Source organism: Hominimerdicola alba 8 (assembly GCF_000178155.2).
Classification (GTDB): domain Bacteria; phylum Bacillota; class Clostridia; order Oscillospirales; family Ruminococcaceae; genus Hominimerdicola; species Hominimerdicola alba_C.
This window is the reverse complement of record NZ_ADKM02000098.1, coordinates 1-16,692: the sequence shown is the minus strand read 5'-3', so window position 1 is coordinate 16,692 and position 16,692 is coordinate 1. Positions and strand designations below refer to the sequence as shown.

Genomic DNA, 16,692 nt, shown 5'->3' with positions numbered 1-16,692 from the left:
AAACTCCTTTCATGAACGGAGCGTGGCAACTGCACTGCTCATATTCCAAAGAGCTTTTTCAGCTCCTGCAATCCTGCCATATCGAATTCACTTCCTGTCAGTTCTTCTAACATACTGCCAAGTTCACTTTCAATTCGTCTGATATCCTCGTCAACTTCTGACAAGGTCTCACTGTACTTTTGGGCAAGTGCCTGTATTTTTGCGGTAAATGTATTTACCACAGCATCGGGCAAGCCTGCAAGCTCACCACAAAGACGGTTGATCCACTTTGCTCGCAGCATTTCACAAGCCTGTTCATCTGTAAGTATCTCGATAGTTTCCTTTGTTTTTTCGTGCAGATCCTCTCTCGCCTTCTTGACATTCTTAGCAATAGATTTCTGCTCTGTAATCAACTTATCGTATTTTTTCAGCACTTCAAGTACTTCGATTGATACCTCTTTTGCCTTGATCGCTTTTTTGACCTCTGCGGCAACAAATGCGGTTTTGTCATCATTCACGAATGGATTTTCTTTATCATCTTCGCTCAGACTTTCAAAAAGCTCATTTGTCTCGCTGTCGATCTCTGCAATACGACTCTCCATAATTGAGATTTTTTCAATATCTTCCGAAAGATAAGCCGACTGCACAAGTTCAAATGGAAGAATATGACCTTTCCAGCCGTCCTGAACCTCAATATCTTCGTTGCCTTTTTTCTTGAGTACCATATTAGGATCTACCTGTTTAACAGCCTCAAAGCCCTCCGAATGCATACTTTCTAAATCTGCGGAGATAGTCGACCATTCATTGTCAAGCAGTTGGTAGGCTTCATAAGGGTCAATAAGGGAAATGTTTTCCAGTCGCTTGAAAATATTTGCAGACAGCACACTTTCCTCGCTTGCTGTGTGAACGGTTTCCCATCCCTCTATTAACTCAGTATAAAGATAGTCGCTAAAATCATCGAAAGCTGTTCGATATTTTTCACGGAATGCAGATACATCATCACTTCTGCAAACAGTTGTTTTTATATCGTCTGTTGTGACCTCACTGTACTCTGTCGATCTTGCCAGGAAAAGCGATCTGCGCAGTTTGGGAAATGCTGTCCAGTATTCAGAAAGTGCATCGAGTTCAATGTTCGGTATGCCGCCAAACATTTGAGCATAGATATCCCATGTTTCAGCCGGTTCGGAGCTGTCCACATATCGAGGAATATTTAGGTTATAGTCGTTAGCCCTGATCTCCTCACGGTTTACTTTACGGCTGTATTTCGGAACGTCCCTTCGGTCTATTACCGTATCGGTAATACGGCGAATATCCGATGCTCGAAGTTTATTGGATTTTCCGGCTTTTTCAAACCCCTTAGATGCGTCAATGATCAGTACATCATCGTTAATGCGGTTTTTCTTGAGTACCATTATAATTGTCGGAATACCTGTACCGAAGAAAATATTGGCAGGCAATCCGATTATAGCATCAATTCTGTTACGCTCAATAAGGTTACGGCGTATTTCACCCTCTTCACCGCCTCGGAACAAAACACCGTGGGGCAAAATGATAGTCATAATTCCGTCAGATTTTATGTGGTAAAGATCGTGGAGCAAAAAGGCATAGTCCGCCTTGGATTTAGGTGCTACACCGTAACCGGAATATCGATCGTCATTTTCTTTGCCGTCCGGATCCCAATTTTGCGAGTATGGAGGATTTGATACAACTGCATCAACATATAGAGGATCATAAGTACCCTCGATCTTAACACCTTTGTCATCTTCGGAGAAATAAGGCCAGTCGTCTTCAAGCGTGTCACCGCAGCGAGTTTCTATCATATTCGCCTTGATGCCACGCATTACAAGATTCATTCGTGTAAGATTGTAGGTATTCTGCTTCAGTTCCTGTGCATAGTAGGCTATATTGTTGCCTGTTCCCATATAACGTGCTGCGCTTTTGCCGATATTGATAAGGAGAGATCCCGAACCGCTTGTGGGGTCGTAAATTTTGATTTCCTTACGATCACGCAGATGATATGCTACAATTTCAGACATAAGCAGCGACACCTCATGCGGAGTATAGAATTCCCCAGCTTTTTTGCCTGCATTTGCCGCAAAGTTTTCGATAAGATACTCGTAGATAAATCCAAGAGCGTCATAGTCTTCCTTGTTATCAGTCGGGATATCCTTGATAAGATTCAATAAATCACGAATAGCTTTCGTCTGCTCTCCAGCAGTACCACCGAGTTTGGAAAGACCTGTGCGGAGCGTGTCAAAAATGCCCTTAAACACTTTTTCGTGCGTTTTACCGATACGACGATTATTAAAAGCATTGAGTGCATCACGGACATTTGATACATCAAAATCTGACCCAAGTTCAAGCCAAGTGCTGAAAAGATCAGTGTAAGGGATAAAATATCCGATATCCGTTTTGATATTGTCGATTTGCTCTTCCAGATCCTTAACTGTTTCTTCGTCATCGAAAGGAGCACTCGCATTATCTGGGTCAGGGTATACAGGTTCTCGTACTTCGTATAACGTATCTGTTGTGTAACCCAGCCCTAAGAGGTGTGTGATTTCAACATCTGAAATATATTTATAAAAAATAAAGCCAAGGATATAGTCCTTATATTCGTTAGCTTCGATTTTAGAGCGCATTTTATTAGCGCTTTCCCATATCTTATTAGCGAGTTGTTGTTTGTTCATAAAAGAACCTCCTAATCTATATGTACGGTATTACATCCGGTATGATTTTAATTAAAACTTTTTCCTGGGAACAGCGTAAGCTGTCTGATATGGTCGAGAGAGTGACGAGAAAGAACGAAAACCTTGAATCAGAGCTACCACTTACTATATCAGCACAGTATGGCTTGATAGATCAAAACGAGTTCTTCGATAAGCGTATCGCAAGCCGAGATGTAAGCGGTTACTACCTGTTGAAGAAAGGTGAATTTGCCTACAATAAGAGTACATCATCTGATGCCCCGTGGGGTGCAGTCAAGAGACTTGATAGGTACGAAATGGGCGTATTATCGACACTTTACATTGTATTCGCTCTGAAAGAGGACGGAAATATTGACTCTGATTTTCTTGTTTCGTATTATGATACCGACTGTTGGCATAAGGGAGTTCAAGCCATTGCTGCCGAGGGTGCAAGAAATCACGGACTGCTCAACATCACTCCTGCCGATTACTTTGAAACAGTCCTTACAGTACCGTCCGACGTAAAGGAACAGCACCAAATCGGCACTTTCTTTGCAAAGCTCGACACCCTTATCACCCTTCATCAGCGTGAGCTATAATCTTACAAATACTAATATTCATTATATCAAATATCACCAATCATGTCAAGCTTTTATAGTCCTTAATTTGGTATAGTGGACAAAACCAAGGACATTCTAACCGTAATAATCCTTTCATTATAGCGCAATCAAAACTCCAGAAGTTTTTTTGACTCTTTGTCTGCTTTTCTTATCGTATCGACTCGACCATGAATAATGATTAATAGCTCATTGTTTTTTTACGGTTTCTAACGAAAAAGCGTTGATATAAACCGACGATAAAAAGAAGATCATAGAACATCAAAAATAGCTGAGACAATCATAAACTGTCTCAGCTATTTTTTTGATAAATATTCTGTTGACCAGAGGACAGATCGCAGACTCTTAGCTTTACTAAAATTTGTACTTTTGGAAAACCGATATCCGATGTTAGTATGTCACCGAAACATATTCCGGTCCAAAAAAATGTACGCAAGTTCGGGCCAAAATCGATGTTATAGTGATGTTAAATGTTTTTTGAAAATGTCGTTTTACGCCTTAAATACTGCACTTTTGGGAGCTATGTTCATATGTTGCCGTGGCATATAAACATGATCTTTTTCATTTAAGTTTCTCCTTCCGCAGGGATACTTTGCGTGAAAACACAACTATATTATAACACAGATGATCGCTGGTTTCAATACTTCTGTTTCAAGCTATTACTGCTTATATTTTATATCTCCGCTTTTCAGGGGATAAAAAAGCACCTGCTTTGCGCAAGTGCTCTTTGTTCCGGATATTGATCAGTGATCTGCTATTTGTGACCGATCATGCCATTTTTATCAGAATCTAACCTCAGTTACAGTCGAGTCCTCATCAACTATCATTGCAAACCCTGTGTAGACCTCAACGCACTTGCAGTTCGGGTTTTTGTGGAACAGTTCTCTTCCCTTGTCAAGCGGGGTGGGCAGACCCTCTGTTATTTTGTAGTGTTCGATTATATTGCCATACTGGTCTATGGCATGTACATCACAGCCGCTTATATAGCACTTCGACAGAACACCCACAAGCTGTTCGCCTGCTTCTTCTATGGCTGTTTCAAGTTCTTCCCTGACAGAAGTCATTATCTCAGCGATTATCTCTTCGGCTGACATCTCGGATATCTCTTCAAGAGTATCTTCGTCCATTTCGCTTTGCAGTTTTTCGATTATCTCCTCGTCAGTTGCGCTCAGCAGGTCTATCATCGAGAGCGCTTCCATATAAGCCCTTGAACGCGGAGTTTTCAGCTTTTGTCTTAGTTTTTCGTCCTGCGAGTATTTGAAGATGAATTCCTTGTTTTTGCCGATACTCTGCTTTTCGGTCTGTTTTTCCTTTTCGTACTCATATTCTCTTGCGTTTTCGCCCTGAGAATTACTGTTGTTTGCCTTGCCGAACATATCAGCCGCACCCCTTTCTTATCACTCTGTCACCTCAGCTGGAACTTCCTCTGCCGCTTCATCACCTGTGACCGGTTCAACATGGAACTCGCCGTTCTTGACCATTACATAGCTGAGTCTTGCGAACATATCACCGCCCTCCATAGCGTAAACCGAAAGGCTTATATTGTCGCGACCCTCGATATTGACTGTCACATCTGCAACGCCTGTGCCTTCTTCAAGCACATAATCATAGATTATCTCGCCGGTGTCGATGTCAGTCACCTGCACCTGTGCGTTGGTCGTCCAGCAATCGTGTTCCAGCAGGGGAGTCATCTTAAAGGTTAAAGCGCTGAACTTTTTGTCGAGGTCGAAGTTCATATACGAAAGATCATTGCCGTTGCCTGCGCGGAAAACGTATGCCCTTGCCCATGAATCGCCGTCGATGGAATAATTGTAGCTGTTCTGTACCTCAGCCAGGTCGGTGGTGACCTGCTGGGTATCAGTTATCCTTTCAGGCGGGAAACTGAACAGCGTAACATTGTTTTTGCCGAAAGTATCTTCCACAGCCTGCTGTGCAGCCTGAGATGAGCCTTGTTCTTTAAGCTCCTTGTCGAGTTTCTTATTGCCTATAAAATGAACATACAGTTCCGAAATGACCACCGATAGCAGATATAATGCCACGATGCCTAAGATTATCGTGCCGCACCCGATGTGACAGCCGCCGTGTTGTTTTTGTGCTTTGACGGGTTTGCCCGACGCATCTTCCTTGAATCCGCGCTTTTTGCTGAGGTATTTCTTACGCTCCAGCCAGTTCGTTTTTTCAAACTGGTCGGTTTCCAGCTGTGACAGTTTGTCGCAGTAGGACATGGCTTTAGTGGCGTTACGGCGGGAAAGGCACTGTCTGATGGCAACAGTCTGCTCTTCGTAAACGCCGTTGTATAGCATCTCTGCCACACTGACATACAGCTTCATCGAGCCGGCATCGCCTGTGTCAGCAGCTTCTTCCAGTATCTTTATCGCTTCCTTGTAGACTTTCTGTGCCTGTTTTGAACCTATTGGCGACCTGTTGTCTGCATGTTTCAGATACTTCTCAGCCAGATAACATTTTGCGCTGACATTACCCTTATCAGCCGCGCTTTTCATCCAGAATTCAAATCTGTTCCAGTCCTTGTCACAGCCCAGACCCTCAAAACACTGGTGCGCCTGCATGAACATGGCATCAACATCGCCCGCATTTGAAAGATCTCTGAAAATACTCAGCGAAATGTCATAATCCTTATTTTTGAAAGCCTGCATACCGCCGCTCAGATCCCTTGAATATGCGGCAGGGCTGCCGCTCTGATAGCCGTATAACGGGCTGACCGGCGGTGTGTTCACGGGTGCGGCGTTCTGCTGAGAGTAGCTGTCTGCCGCTGACGGTGCAGGCTGTACAGGCTGTGCCTGACGCTTCTCCTCGTTGCGCTTCTTGATGGCTTCGACCTTACTGATGACTTCATCGGGCTTGTCTTCCTTCTCCTCAAGCACCGCATCATTACTGCCGCCGTCATCAAAGACCAGTGCCGACCCCGCCCTGCTTATCTCGTCTGTAAGAAAGGCGATCTCCTTTTCGATATCCTCGACAATGCTTTCCAGTTCTTCGCGCCTGCTGTCATCGGCAGTGCTTTGCGCCCTTTCAAGGTATTCGAGTTGTTTTTCTTCCAGCTTTGACTTAAGTTCGCGCAGTCCCAGACTGTCATCTATGTCAAGAGTTTTCAGAAGTTCTTTATTCATTTAAACTTTCCTCTCTTTATACTTTATCGCTCATTCATAAGCGCCATGACATCTTCGGCGGTTATGGTGGTCAGGAGTCTTTCTGTTTCTGCCATATCCGTTATCTGATGGCTGTCGAGGTATTCGATGGCGCGCATATCCTTTTTGCTTTTCAGTGCGCCTGCCACGTTCCTGACACCTCGCGCATTGCCGAAATCCGCCGCCGCTGACTTCTGTGCCAGCAGTTCTGTCAGCAGACCGTCAATGCCGTCCTCAAAGCAGTTGCCGTCTGCGGCGGCAGTCTTTTTGAGTATCTCCAGCATCTCTGCGGGGGTGTAGTCCTCAAATACTATCTCGTTGGTGAAACGGCTGCTAAGACCCTGATTTGTCGCAAGAAATTCGTCCATATCCTTTGAATAGCCCGCGATTATCACGCAGAGGTCGTTTCTGTGGTTCTCGACCTGTGCCACCAGTTCGTTTATGGCTTCTCTGCCGAAGTCGTTCTCGCCGCCCTGTGCCAGCGAATATGCTTCATCAATGAACAGCACACCGCCCAGTGCTTCTTCTACCTTTTCACGGGTGCGTGCGGCAGTCTGACCAACATAGCCCGCCACCAGATTGCTTCGGTTGCATTCCACCAGCTGACCCTTTGACAGCGCCCCCAGCGAATGATAGATATTGCCGATTATCCTTGCAACGGTGGTCTTACCTGTACCCGCGTTGCCCTTGAATACCATGTGCAGTGTGCCGAAACCCTGTGTCTTTCGGTTTAACTGTGCAAGCCGCTGATTTACCTTAGCAGATGCCACCAGCGCCCGTACCTGTGCCTTTACCGAACCAAGACCTGTCAGTTCTTCAAGTTCGCGCACGTAATCATCGGCAGTCTTGCACTCATCGCCGCCACTGTCCCGACTGCTTTTCAGCGCCGCTATATCTTCCTTTTTGATGATAAGGAAATCGTTCCTGCTGTGTTCCTGTCCGTCAGCAAGACGGTTAGCCTGCTGTTTTATCACATCATCGAGAACGTTGCGCACACCTCGCGCATTGCCGAAATCCTTCTTTGATGCCCGCGCTTCGATGACATCGCGGATATCCTTGTCAGTACCGACATCCAGCATGAATTTCTGTGCCGATACCATGCTTTTGAATATGGACACCATTTCGTCAGCAGTGTAGTCCTCAAAGTTGATGGTGTTGGACATCCTGCTTCTCAGACCTTGGTTCTTGTCGAGAAATTTGTCCATTTCGGGACCGTAGCCCGCGATTATCACCATTATGCTGTCGCGGTGGTTCTCCATCTCTGTCAGCAGAGTTTCGATGGCTTCCTTGCCGTAAGTGTCGTTGTCATCACGGCAGAGGGAGTATGCTTCATCGATGAAAAGTATGCCGCCCATAGCTTCTTTGACCTTTTCACTGACCTGCTGTGCGGTCTTGCCGTATATGCTTGATATGAGGTCTTTTCGTGTACACTCTACAAAATGACCCTTCGGCAGTACACCGAGCCTTCTGTATATCTTGCCGATTATCCTTGCAACGGTGGTCTTTCCTGTACCCGCATTGCCGGTGAATACCATGTGCAGTGTGCCGTTCGATGCCGCCGCTATGCCCTGTTCGGCGCGCATCTTGTTGACTTTAACCTGATTTACCACCGTCTGAACCGACTCTTTCACCGATGCAAGACCTGTCATTGCTTTCAGCTTGTCGAGCAGTTCTTCAACAGTTTCGGCAGACTCGCCCGAATTTATATCCTCTTCGGTGATGACATAGTAATCATCGCCCGCTGCCCGCCTTTTCTTTGAAAGACGGTTGGACATGCTGACATAAGCCTCAGTCAGTATCCTTTCGAGGTCTTTTGAATAGGTGAAGTCGGGCTGGGAAGCCATGTTCTCCAGCTTTTTCCTAAGCACCAGCTTTGCCGCATCGTTTATGACAAGGCTTTTGCTTTCTGCCAGCCTGTCGGTTATCACCATCAGGTCATCGGTCGAATATTTGCCCAGCACCACCGTCCTGAGATTGAAAAGCGCCGCTATTTTTGGCTTTTTCAGCAGGAGATCTTCCGTTTCCTTTTCCCTGCCTGTTATTATCAGCGTCACGCCGCCGTTTGCCGACTTTATGGCGCTGTAGATCTGATCGAGTATCTTTGAACCTACGCCGTGACCGTTCTCGTCATCAAATTCATGGATATTTTCTATCAGCAGACAGCCGCCCATCGCATTGTCAAAAAGTTCCTGTATTCGGCTGTGAAGTTCTTCATTGTCATCGGTCAGCAGAGAGTCGTAATCTGTAACCACAGGCTCGTCAAATGCTGATATACCCAGCGCATTAAGCGTCCTGCACGCGGCGTATGCGGCGGTGGTCTTGCCGCAGCCGTCGGGTCCCAGTATCTTGATGTTGTTGAGGATTATCGCTTCTGTGCCTGCGCGCTTCTTTTCTGTCTGCAATACGTTTACGATGTCGTTGAGGGCAGTTTTAAGTTCACCCATGCCCACCACATTTTTCATGCTTTTCTCAACGATGGGGGATATCTTATCCTTTTTAGCGGTTTTGTCAGCAGACTTTTTTCCGAACAGAGGGAGTTTTCTGCCTTCACCGCCTTCGGTTTTCGGCTTCTCTTCGCTGACTGTCACCCTGTCTGCATTCATCGGCTTTTCTGTGCTGACAGCCGCCCTGCCGATGCGTATATCTTCCATCGGCTTTGCAGAAAGGTCAAAGGATATGTGCTTGAACACCTTGTCTTTCAGCCATGCCTTTTCGCGCACAAAAGCAAGACCCTCGCCTGCTTTTATCGCATCTGCGAGGTCTTTCGCATACAGTGCGCCGTCAGTGTCAATGTACAGACGCATAATTTTTTTGCACAGCTTGCCCGCCGCCTTGTCGCTGCCCTGTTCAAGATACAGTGCGGTAAGGCGAAGCATGTAACTTTCTTCATACTGCACATCAATGAAGTTTTTAAGCGCCTGTATCTGTTCTTCCGCCGAACCTCCAGTGCGCAGTGCCAGTTCATACCTTGCCGCCCTGTAATAATAGCCGTCGGGATCGGCGTTGCCGTTGTCCAGAAAACTTCTCAGCTCATCATACTTTCCGCAGGCAAGGCACACGCCTGCTATCATGCCAAGTTCTTCGTCTGAGCCGCCCAGTTCGTAACTGCGCATATACCATTCAAGGCACTGCCCGAAAGCGCCTTTTTTCTCGTAGGCTTTGCCGATGGCATGCGCCTCGCTCTTAGAACTGCATTCTTCGGGGCGCATACACGCGCCTGCCTCGATTATCCTGTCGTAGTCCTTTTCGCCTTTTGCCGATAAAATATCCATACCAAACAGCCTCTTAATTCACATCGAAATCCGCGATAAGCCCTGTCAGCTTCTCAACGTCCTGTTCTGACATATTTGAAAGTCTTTCAAACTTGAACTCCCTGTCAATGCCCACAGAGGGTATCCTCAGCCTTACATGCACCAGCTGTGACATGTCCAGCTGTATCTCCACTTCGACCCTTGTGCCTTTTGGCAGACCCGCAGGCAGGTCGATAACGCTCTCTGAGATTATCCTTACATCTGAAAGTTCCTTGAATTCGCCCTCAGTTATCGAAAGTTCTATCTTGTCCTGCGACTCCGAAGCTGTCTTGAAAGGCAGGCTTGACACCGCAGGCAGAGTGGTGTTGCGCTCTATCAGCTTGCGGTTGTACTTGCGCAGTGTCATCTCGTCAAGTGCGACTATGCCTATCGAGTGCGAGCATACATCGGATATCTTCCTCTGCTCGCTCTCGCTGTTTTCAAGGTATTTACCGTAAAGCGCCGCGCCCATAGCCACTACTTCATCGGGATTGACCTCATGTGAAAGCGGCATGCCCAGCAGTTTTGTCAGATTTTCTTCAATGTACGGTATCCTGCTTGAACCGCCCACAAGTATCGCCTTGTCGATGTCTTTTGCGGTCAGTCCCGCATCGCTGATGGCTGTCTTTACACAGAATTCGGTGCGCTTGTACAGCTTTGCGACTATCTTTTCAAAGTCAGCCCTTTGCAGTACGAAACTCTCCTTGAACTCGCCCGTCCTTACGGGTATCACAGTTTTCTCCTGTCGGCTGAGGCTTATCTTAGCTTTTTCAGCGCGGGTGAAAAGTTCCTGATAAACGTCCTTGTACTCGTCATCTTCAAGGTCGATATCGTATTTGTCATCTATATAGTCATTTATAAGGTCAACTATTTCTTCATCGAAAAATCTGCCGCCCACATTTTTAAGACCTTTTGTGCTCTTTACCGCAACATCCTTGCCATCGACCCTTATCACAGTCACATCGAAAGTTCCGCCGCCCAGGTCGTAGACCAGTATATTGCCGTGTTCCAGCTTACTGCTCGACGCATAGTAGAGTGCGGCGGCAGTGGGTTCATTGATGGTGCGCACCAGTTCAAGACCCGCTATCTTCGCGGCATTTTCGGTGGCAGTTCTCTCAGCATCGGTAAAATATGCAGGTATGGTTATGACTGCTTTTTTCACAGGCACATCATTTCCCAGGAAATCATTGGCATCGGCGGCGAGTTTTTTCAGTATCAGCCCTGAAATGACTTCGGGCGAATATTCAGTGCCGTCAGATGTGGTGAACCTGTAGTTCTTGTCACCCATGTGATTTTTTATGGCAGATACCACATCATCGGGGAAGCATATACTGTTCTCTTTGGCAGCCTGTCCCACGACCACCGAACTGCCGCTCTCAAAATACACCACAGATGGAGTTGTCCTCTGACCCTCCATATTTGTTATGACTTGCGGTTCGCCCTTGTCATCTATGTAAGAGCATACCGAATAAGTCGTACCAAGATCAATACCAAAAATCATATTTATCCCCCAGATCTATGACAAACGGCACATCTTCCGCGTGATCTTGCAGACCATGCCGCTTATATCAATTCACAAAATACCAATTTTATTATATCACATCTAGTCAGTTTTTGTCAATACATTTATAAATGCGGTCGTTCTGATAACACATCACACCAAAGGGCGTTTCATCGGGCGATAACATTGACCTCGATCCGCAGTACAGGTCACATCTGAAACAAAAAAAGACCCGATCACAGGTGAAATCCTGCGTTCGGGTCTTACGGTGCATTTATGAAAGATGTTTAACATTCTTGACATGTGCCGCTATCAGCACAACATCAGTAACATCTATCCTGCCGCTGTGGTCGGCATCAGCGAAGGGGAAAAACTCAGCGCTCAGCGCCTTGATGCCCTTTACCTGTGCCGCCGCCAGCGAGATATCTGTTACATTGATCTTGCCGTCGCCGTTGATATCGCCTACAGTCTTGTCTTCATCGGAAGAAACAGTGTCATCGCCGCCTGTGGTGTCTTCGTCGGCAGTAGTGGTGCCGTCTGCTGACATTCTCTCTCTGACCATATCGGAAAGTTCTGCAAACATTATGTCAGCTATCTCCTTGTGACCGTTCGCGTTGGGGTGCGGGTCGGAGTCAGTTTCAGGTGAGATGCCGTAAACATCAACGTATACCGCACCTGTTTCGGCGGCTATGGCTTTCAGCTTTTCGTTAAGACCCTTTATCTGCGGGTCAACGTTTTTGCCTGCCATCTGCATAGCTATGGGACCGGCTATCTGCTGTGCCATAGCAGCCGCTTCTGCCGCCGCAGTGCTGTTGCGGAACTGTTCGATAACAGCAGTGATATCGGGCAGCTGGCTGACATCTGCACCGCTGTTGATTATGTCAAGCAATTTCTGGACCTCTTCAATATCAGCGATCTTATCAAGAAGATCTACCATTGCATAGTACGCAGCCTCGTTGTCATCGGTGGTGATCTCAGTGACCGCGTCTTTCAGTTCGCTGATATCCTCAGCTTTCTCCGCCTGCTCCATCATTTTTTCAGCCGCTTCATCATTCAGGGTTTCCATAGCCTTTTTCAGTTCGGTCACCTGCTCTACCTTTTCGTTTAGCACATCTATGTAACCATCGGTGGGTACACCCTTTTCATCTACCTGTGCTTCATTTTCGGCAGCCGCATCAGATGCTTCCGAAAAGATGGGACCCAGTGTCGAGAATATGTCCTCTGTCAGTTCAGGCTCGATATCTTCTGTGCGGTAAGGGTTGAACATGCTTATCAGCGCGATATCGGTTTCGCCGTTGACTTCCTGCACTGCCTTGACAACGCCCTTTACATGCTCAGCCGACTGTTCTACCAGTTCATCTGCCTTTTCAGCCACATTCTTCATGTAGTTTGCGGCTTCAAGGAAAGACTCAGCTGTTATCTTGTCCTTGTTATCGTTTATAGTCTTGATGCCTGCGCCCATCGCTGTGGTGGTATCAAGCCCGAAGAGCGTCAGCGCCAGCGATACGCCCGATGCCTGCAAAACAGGGTTCTCGCTCATCAGCATGTCGGGTACAATGCTCATCACTATGTCATTTCCGCCCAGCTGTATGCTCACAAGGTCAGCTTCGCTAAGCGCATCATTGAAGTATTCGTGGTAAGGTGTCAGCACATCGGCGGGTATGGTCTTCACGAACATTTCAAGTATCATCTTTGAAAACTCGCCCTGATAGCCCTCCTGCCTGATGACTTTTTCGATGTCCTCAGCGCGGAATGCTGTAGCCGCCAGATTAGTGCCCTTTACCTCAACGCCGTTCTGCGCGCCCAACTCTTTGAGATAGCCTGTGAATATGGCTGGATATGCTCCCTGTACAGGGTCAGCCAACAGCTTATCGTTGATTATCATCGCTGGGTCAAGACCTTCGCCCTTGTACAGCCCGTAGCCTGCCGCTATGCTGTCGCCCAGTGCCACATAGTTGTAGGTCTTCTTCTTTGATGGTGCTTTCTCCGCACCCTCAGCCAGTGCCGCCAGACCTGTTGTGCTTCCCAGCATAGCCGCCGCAGTCAGCACCGATAAAAACTTTTTTCCTCTCATTTCAGTTCTCCTCCTTGTAGTTCTCACATATCTCTATTTTCTGTGTTTTTCTCACTCTTATCTTGACAGTTTCGCCGTTTTCCGAATAGCTGACCAGCATCATGTGGTTTTTGCTGAGCGGCGCATAGTAGCCGTTATAGTCGTGGGTAAGCAGTATGTAATCGCGCTTTGCTGTTATCTCGCCTATCTCGAACTCTCTGTAGAACTTCACAGCGTCCAGCCTGTACTTGCGGCATATGTATTCCACCAGTTCGGGCGTGGGTTCTGCGCGGTCGGGGTCGAGTATCACCTGACCCACCACATCATATCCTCCTCTCTCGTTTTTAAAAGCGGATATCTCCCATTCGTTGATGGGGTCGTTCTCGTCCAGCGAACTTTCAATATTGAACAGGTATACGCGCTTGCCGTTTTCATCAACGTAAGAGTCGGAAGCCCTGCCCATGATAGTGTAAGAACCGTCTGCGTGCCTTACCGCGATATCGCCCGTAACGCCCCATTTTATGCCGTTTTCATCATAGTACCAGCGTTCTGCGGTAGCTTCGGGATTATCAAGATAGCGGTCAGCAGAGGCGGGGCTTGTGGCATGCAGGTTACCCATCACTTCATTCTCTTCGATGAGGTTGCCGTCATCGTCCACCAGCTTTACATGAACATGCGGTTCAAGGGGCTTGCCCGTTTCGTTGGTCTTTGTTTCCTCGTCCATGAAGTAGGTGACCAGCGTTACGCCGCCCTCTTCACTGGCACCGCCGCCCAGCGAATACCTGACATTGCATCCGTTATCTTTGACACCTGCCAGCTTAAGACCTCTCGCGTATGCTTCACGAAGAGCGGGCAGTTCGCCGTATGTAACTATCCTGCCGAAGTAGTCAAAGGCAGGTCCGTCAAGATTGTCCTGATTGAAGGTCATGATATTGTCAAAAATATTCATGTTGTAGATCTCAACGCCGTTGATGATGCGGTCTACTTTCGCCCACTCAGGGAACTTTCTTACGATGGTACTCGTGTTGATCTGTGTTGTCGTTTTCATTGTTTTCTGTCCTTTCTGTTATCCTGTCGTTTTTTATGACGGGTCATCTGTGTATATCTCTTTGTTCTTTATCTGACCCTCTGTGCTATATTATAACATACCGATCCTTAAATAATCATTAATTGTGGAACGCTCAATCTTAAATATCATTAATTGTATCCTTAATATTTCTTAAGGTATGCTGTGAATAATATGCCTTTACACCTCTGAAAACGCGCAAATTCGTCATATTTCAAATGTTGGACGGATATTTTTCCACGCCGCAGGCAATGGCAGGCACAGCCTGCTCTTCACTAATGTTCTGCTGAAAGGATTTTGCGGGGATACTTGAAATTTTCGGTGTTTTGTGGTATAGTATCACCACTTTATCGCCAATTATCGTAATCTATCGCCAAGTGTTACCAAATCACCGTAAAATCAGCATTTTTGAGGGTAGAAACATGGAAAACTGCGTAACTACGCTGTTTCTGAAAAATCATCAAAATGCAGATTTTTGGTAGAAAAACTGGTAGAATTCTACCGCCGTCAAGGTTGGTAGAAAGTTGGTAGAAACCTTAAAACAAACGGTAGAAAGCCTGTTGACAAAGCAAACTGAATAATGGACAAAAGCGGACGGTGTTTCATAACAGAAGCGCTGTCCGCTATTTTTATGCCTAAAAATTGAATATTGCACATCGCTTCTCACTGAGCCTGTATGAAAACAGGTCGCTGAGGAGCTTTTTTTATTTCAGATGAACTATGTCAAGGAGGTCTTTCTATGCCGAACCCTACTGAAATCAGTCTGCTCAATTACAACTTTGAAGCGAAAGCCTGTAATGAACTGCTGACGGCAATGCTCAACCATTCAGACTTTGACTACGTTACGGTCGATGAGCTTCGCCGTTACAGTGAGCTTTCACAGTTCACCTTCGATGAGCTTCGTACCGCTGTGTATGAGCTTTGCAAGAGAGGTTTCCTCCTTGTAGTGCAGAAGTCGTATGGTCATGTCTATGCGGTCAACAAGCTGCGAATATCCAACATGGAATTTGTGTACGGAGCGTAAGCAGAGGTGAGAGAAATGGACAAGAAAACAAAAGTAAAAAAAACAATACCAGATACGATCTGCCGAGTACATAGGTCAGGCGGTTATGCCGTTCTGAGCAATTGCTTCGTGCGGTCAACCAATATTGGCTGCGATTCGATAGGTTTGCTCGGCAAGATCAATGACCTTCCGCCTACATGGAATTTCACGATTGCCGGACTTGTGGCTATCTGTGAGGACGGTGAAACAGCGATCAAGTCCCAGCTTGCTGAACTGGAACAGTGGGGATATGTCAAAAAGACCTTGCTGATGCCAAACGAGTCCCCTACGGGCAGGATCAGTTATCTCTATGACTTCTATGAATACTCGGAACTGGACGATTCTATCCCGAAGTATGACATTGAAATGGAGACATTTACAGTAGATAACGCTACCCTGAACCGTGTGAAGAAGGACAGCAATTTCACTATTATCAGTGCAAAGCTCCTCAGAACCAATAAGATCAGAAACAAACTGATCGGCTTTATGCTGAAAGTTCTTTCTCTGCCGAATAGTTGGAATTTCTCTATGTCAGGACTGAAAGCAATCTGCAAAGAGGGCAAGACTGCCGTGCATAACGCTGTGAACAAGCTCATTGATAAGGGCTACCTTGTTCGCACAAAACTTCTGTCGAATGAGAGCGTGAACAATCATTTTGAATATGTTTACAGCTTTTTCGATGTTCCTGTCAGCAAGGAAGAAGCAGACGAACTTGAAGCTGAGACAAGACGCAAGGCTATTACGATCCGTGAGGGCGGCAAGGCAAAGGCTGCTGTTTCTTCTGCGGCTGAAAAACAGAAGGTGGAAAACCCGTATCTGGACACTCCGCCTGCTGAAACTCCGCTGTCTGAAATTCAGGGACAATATAATAACAACAATACAAAACAGAAAAATCAATTACTGTGTGATAAATCCTCTATCATTCCTCCGGCGACAAAGCCAACTTTCAACATTCCGAGTGTTGAAAAATCTGCTGAGAGAGTGACTGACGGATATAACGCAGAAGAAGTAGAGTATTTCACAGAAGTTGTCAGAGATAATCTCGACTACTGGCATCTTGGTGACTGGCTCTGTCAGGACGGTCGGGACGGTTATGCAGAAGCAGATGAAATCGTCGGATTTATCGTTGACGAAATATGTTCCCCTCTGCCCTATACCACACTCAGAGGTCAGGCATTCCCCAGAGCAGTTATTCAGTCAAAGATGCTCAAAGCCAATATCTACATGGTAGAGAATGTCCTTGAAAATATGGCAAAGGTCGATAATATCAAGGATTTCCGCAGATATTTCATCAGTTCCCTCTACAACGAGGTT

General features: G+C 46.4%; 10 protein-coding genes. 3 read left to right on the top strand and 7 right to left on the bottom strand.

The features are described 5' to 3' along the window. Positions 1-38: 38 nt before the first annotated feature. Positions 39-2,666, bottom strand: a complete 2,628-nt coding sequence (locus CUS_RS12185; RefSeq protein ID WP_002851110.1) for a type I restriction-modification system subunit M — start codon at positions 2,664-2,666, stop codon at positions 39-41. A gap of 41 nt (positions 2,667-2,707) precedes the next feature. Here CUS_RS12185 and CUS_RS12180 point away from each other — a divergent pair, with 41 nt between their 5' ends. Next, on the top strand, positions 2,708-3,262 hold the full coding sequence (locus CUS_RS12180) for a restriction endonuclease subunit S (protein ID WP_002851104.1): 555 nt from the start codon (positions 2,708-2,710) through the stop codon (positions 3,260-3,262). A gap of 800 nt (positions 3,263-4,062) precedes the next feature. On the opposite strand, the gene CUS_RS12175 is transcribed toward CUS_RS12180, so the two are convergent. The 6 genes from CUS_RS12175 to CUS_RS12150 form a co-directional block, all read right to left on the bottom strand. Next, entirely contained in the window at positions 4,063-4,656 is a 594-nt protein-coding gene (locus CUS_RS12175; RefSeq protein ID WP_002851105.1) for a hypothetical protein, read from the bottom strand. Between the two features lie 21 nt (positions 4,657-4,677). Then, positions 4,678-6,408, bottom strand: a complete 1,731-nt coding sequence (locus CUS_RS12170) for a tetratricopeptide repeat protein (protein ID WP_002851113.1) — start codon at positions 6,406-6,408, stop codon at positions 4,678-4,680. 23 nt (positions 6,409-6,431) lie between these two features. Then, complete coding sequence (locus CUS_RS12165; protein ID WP_002851133.1) at positions 6,432-9,698, bottom strand: AAA family ATPase; 3,267 nt, start codon at positions 9,696-9,698, stop codon at positions 6,432-6,434. Positions 9,699-9,711: 13 nt separating this feature from the next. Next, a complete protein-coding gene (locus CUS_RS12160; protein ID WP_002851126.1) occupies positions 9,712-11,217 on the bottom strand; it encodes an Hsp70 family protein in 1,506 nt (501 codons plus the stop codon). A 274-nt stretch (positions 11,218-11,491) separates the two neighbouring features. After that, complete coding sequence (locus CUS_RS12155) at positions 11,492-13,291, bottom strand: SGNH/GDSL hydrolase family protein (RefSeq protein ID WP_002851116.1); 1,800 nt, start codon at positions 13,289-13,291, stop codon at positions 11,492-11,494. 1 nt (position 13,292) lies between these two features. Continuing rightward, complete coding sequence (locus CUS_RS12150; protein ID WP_002851129.1) at positions 13,293-14,318, bottom strand: class I adenylate-forming enzyme family protein; 1,026 nt, start codon at positions 14,316-14,318, stop codon at positions 13,293-13,295. Positions 14,319-15,075: 757 nt separating this feature from the next. On the opposite strand from CUS_RS12150, the gene CUS_RS12145 reads away from it, so the two are divergent. Both CUS_RS12145 and CUS_RS12140 read left to right on the top strand, forming a co-directional pair. Next, positions 15,076-15,360: a hypothetical protein gene (locus tag CUS_RS12145; protein ID WP_002851123.1), complete on the top strand. Its 285-nt coding sequence runs from the start codon at positions 15,076-15,078 to the stop codon at positions 15,358-15,360. Positions 15,361-15,375: 15 nt separating this feature from the next. Further along, positions 15,376-16,692 (top strand): DUF6017 domain-containing protein (locus CUS_RS12140; RefSeq protein ID WP_002851108.1); only part of this gene is annotated, 1,317 nt, incomplete at its 3' end.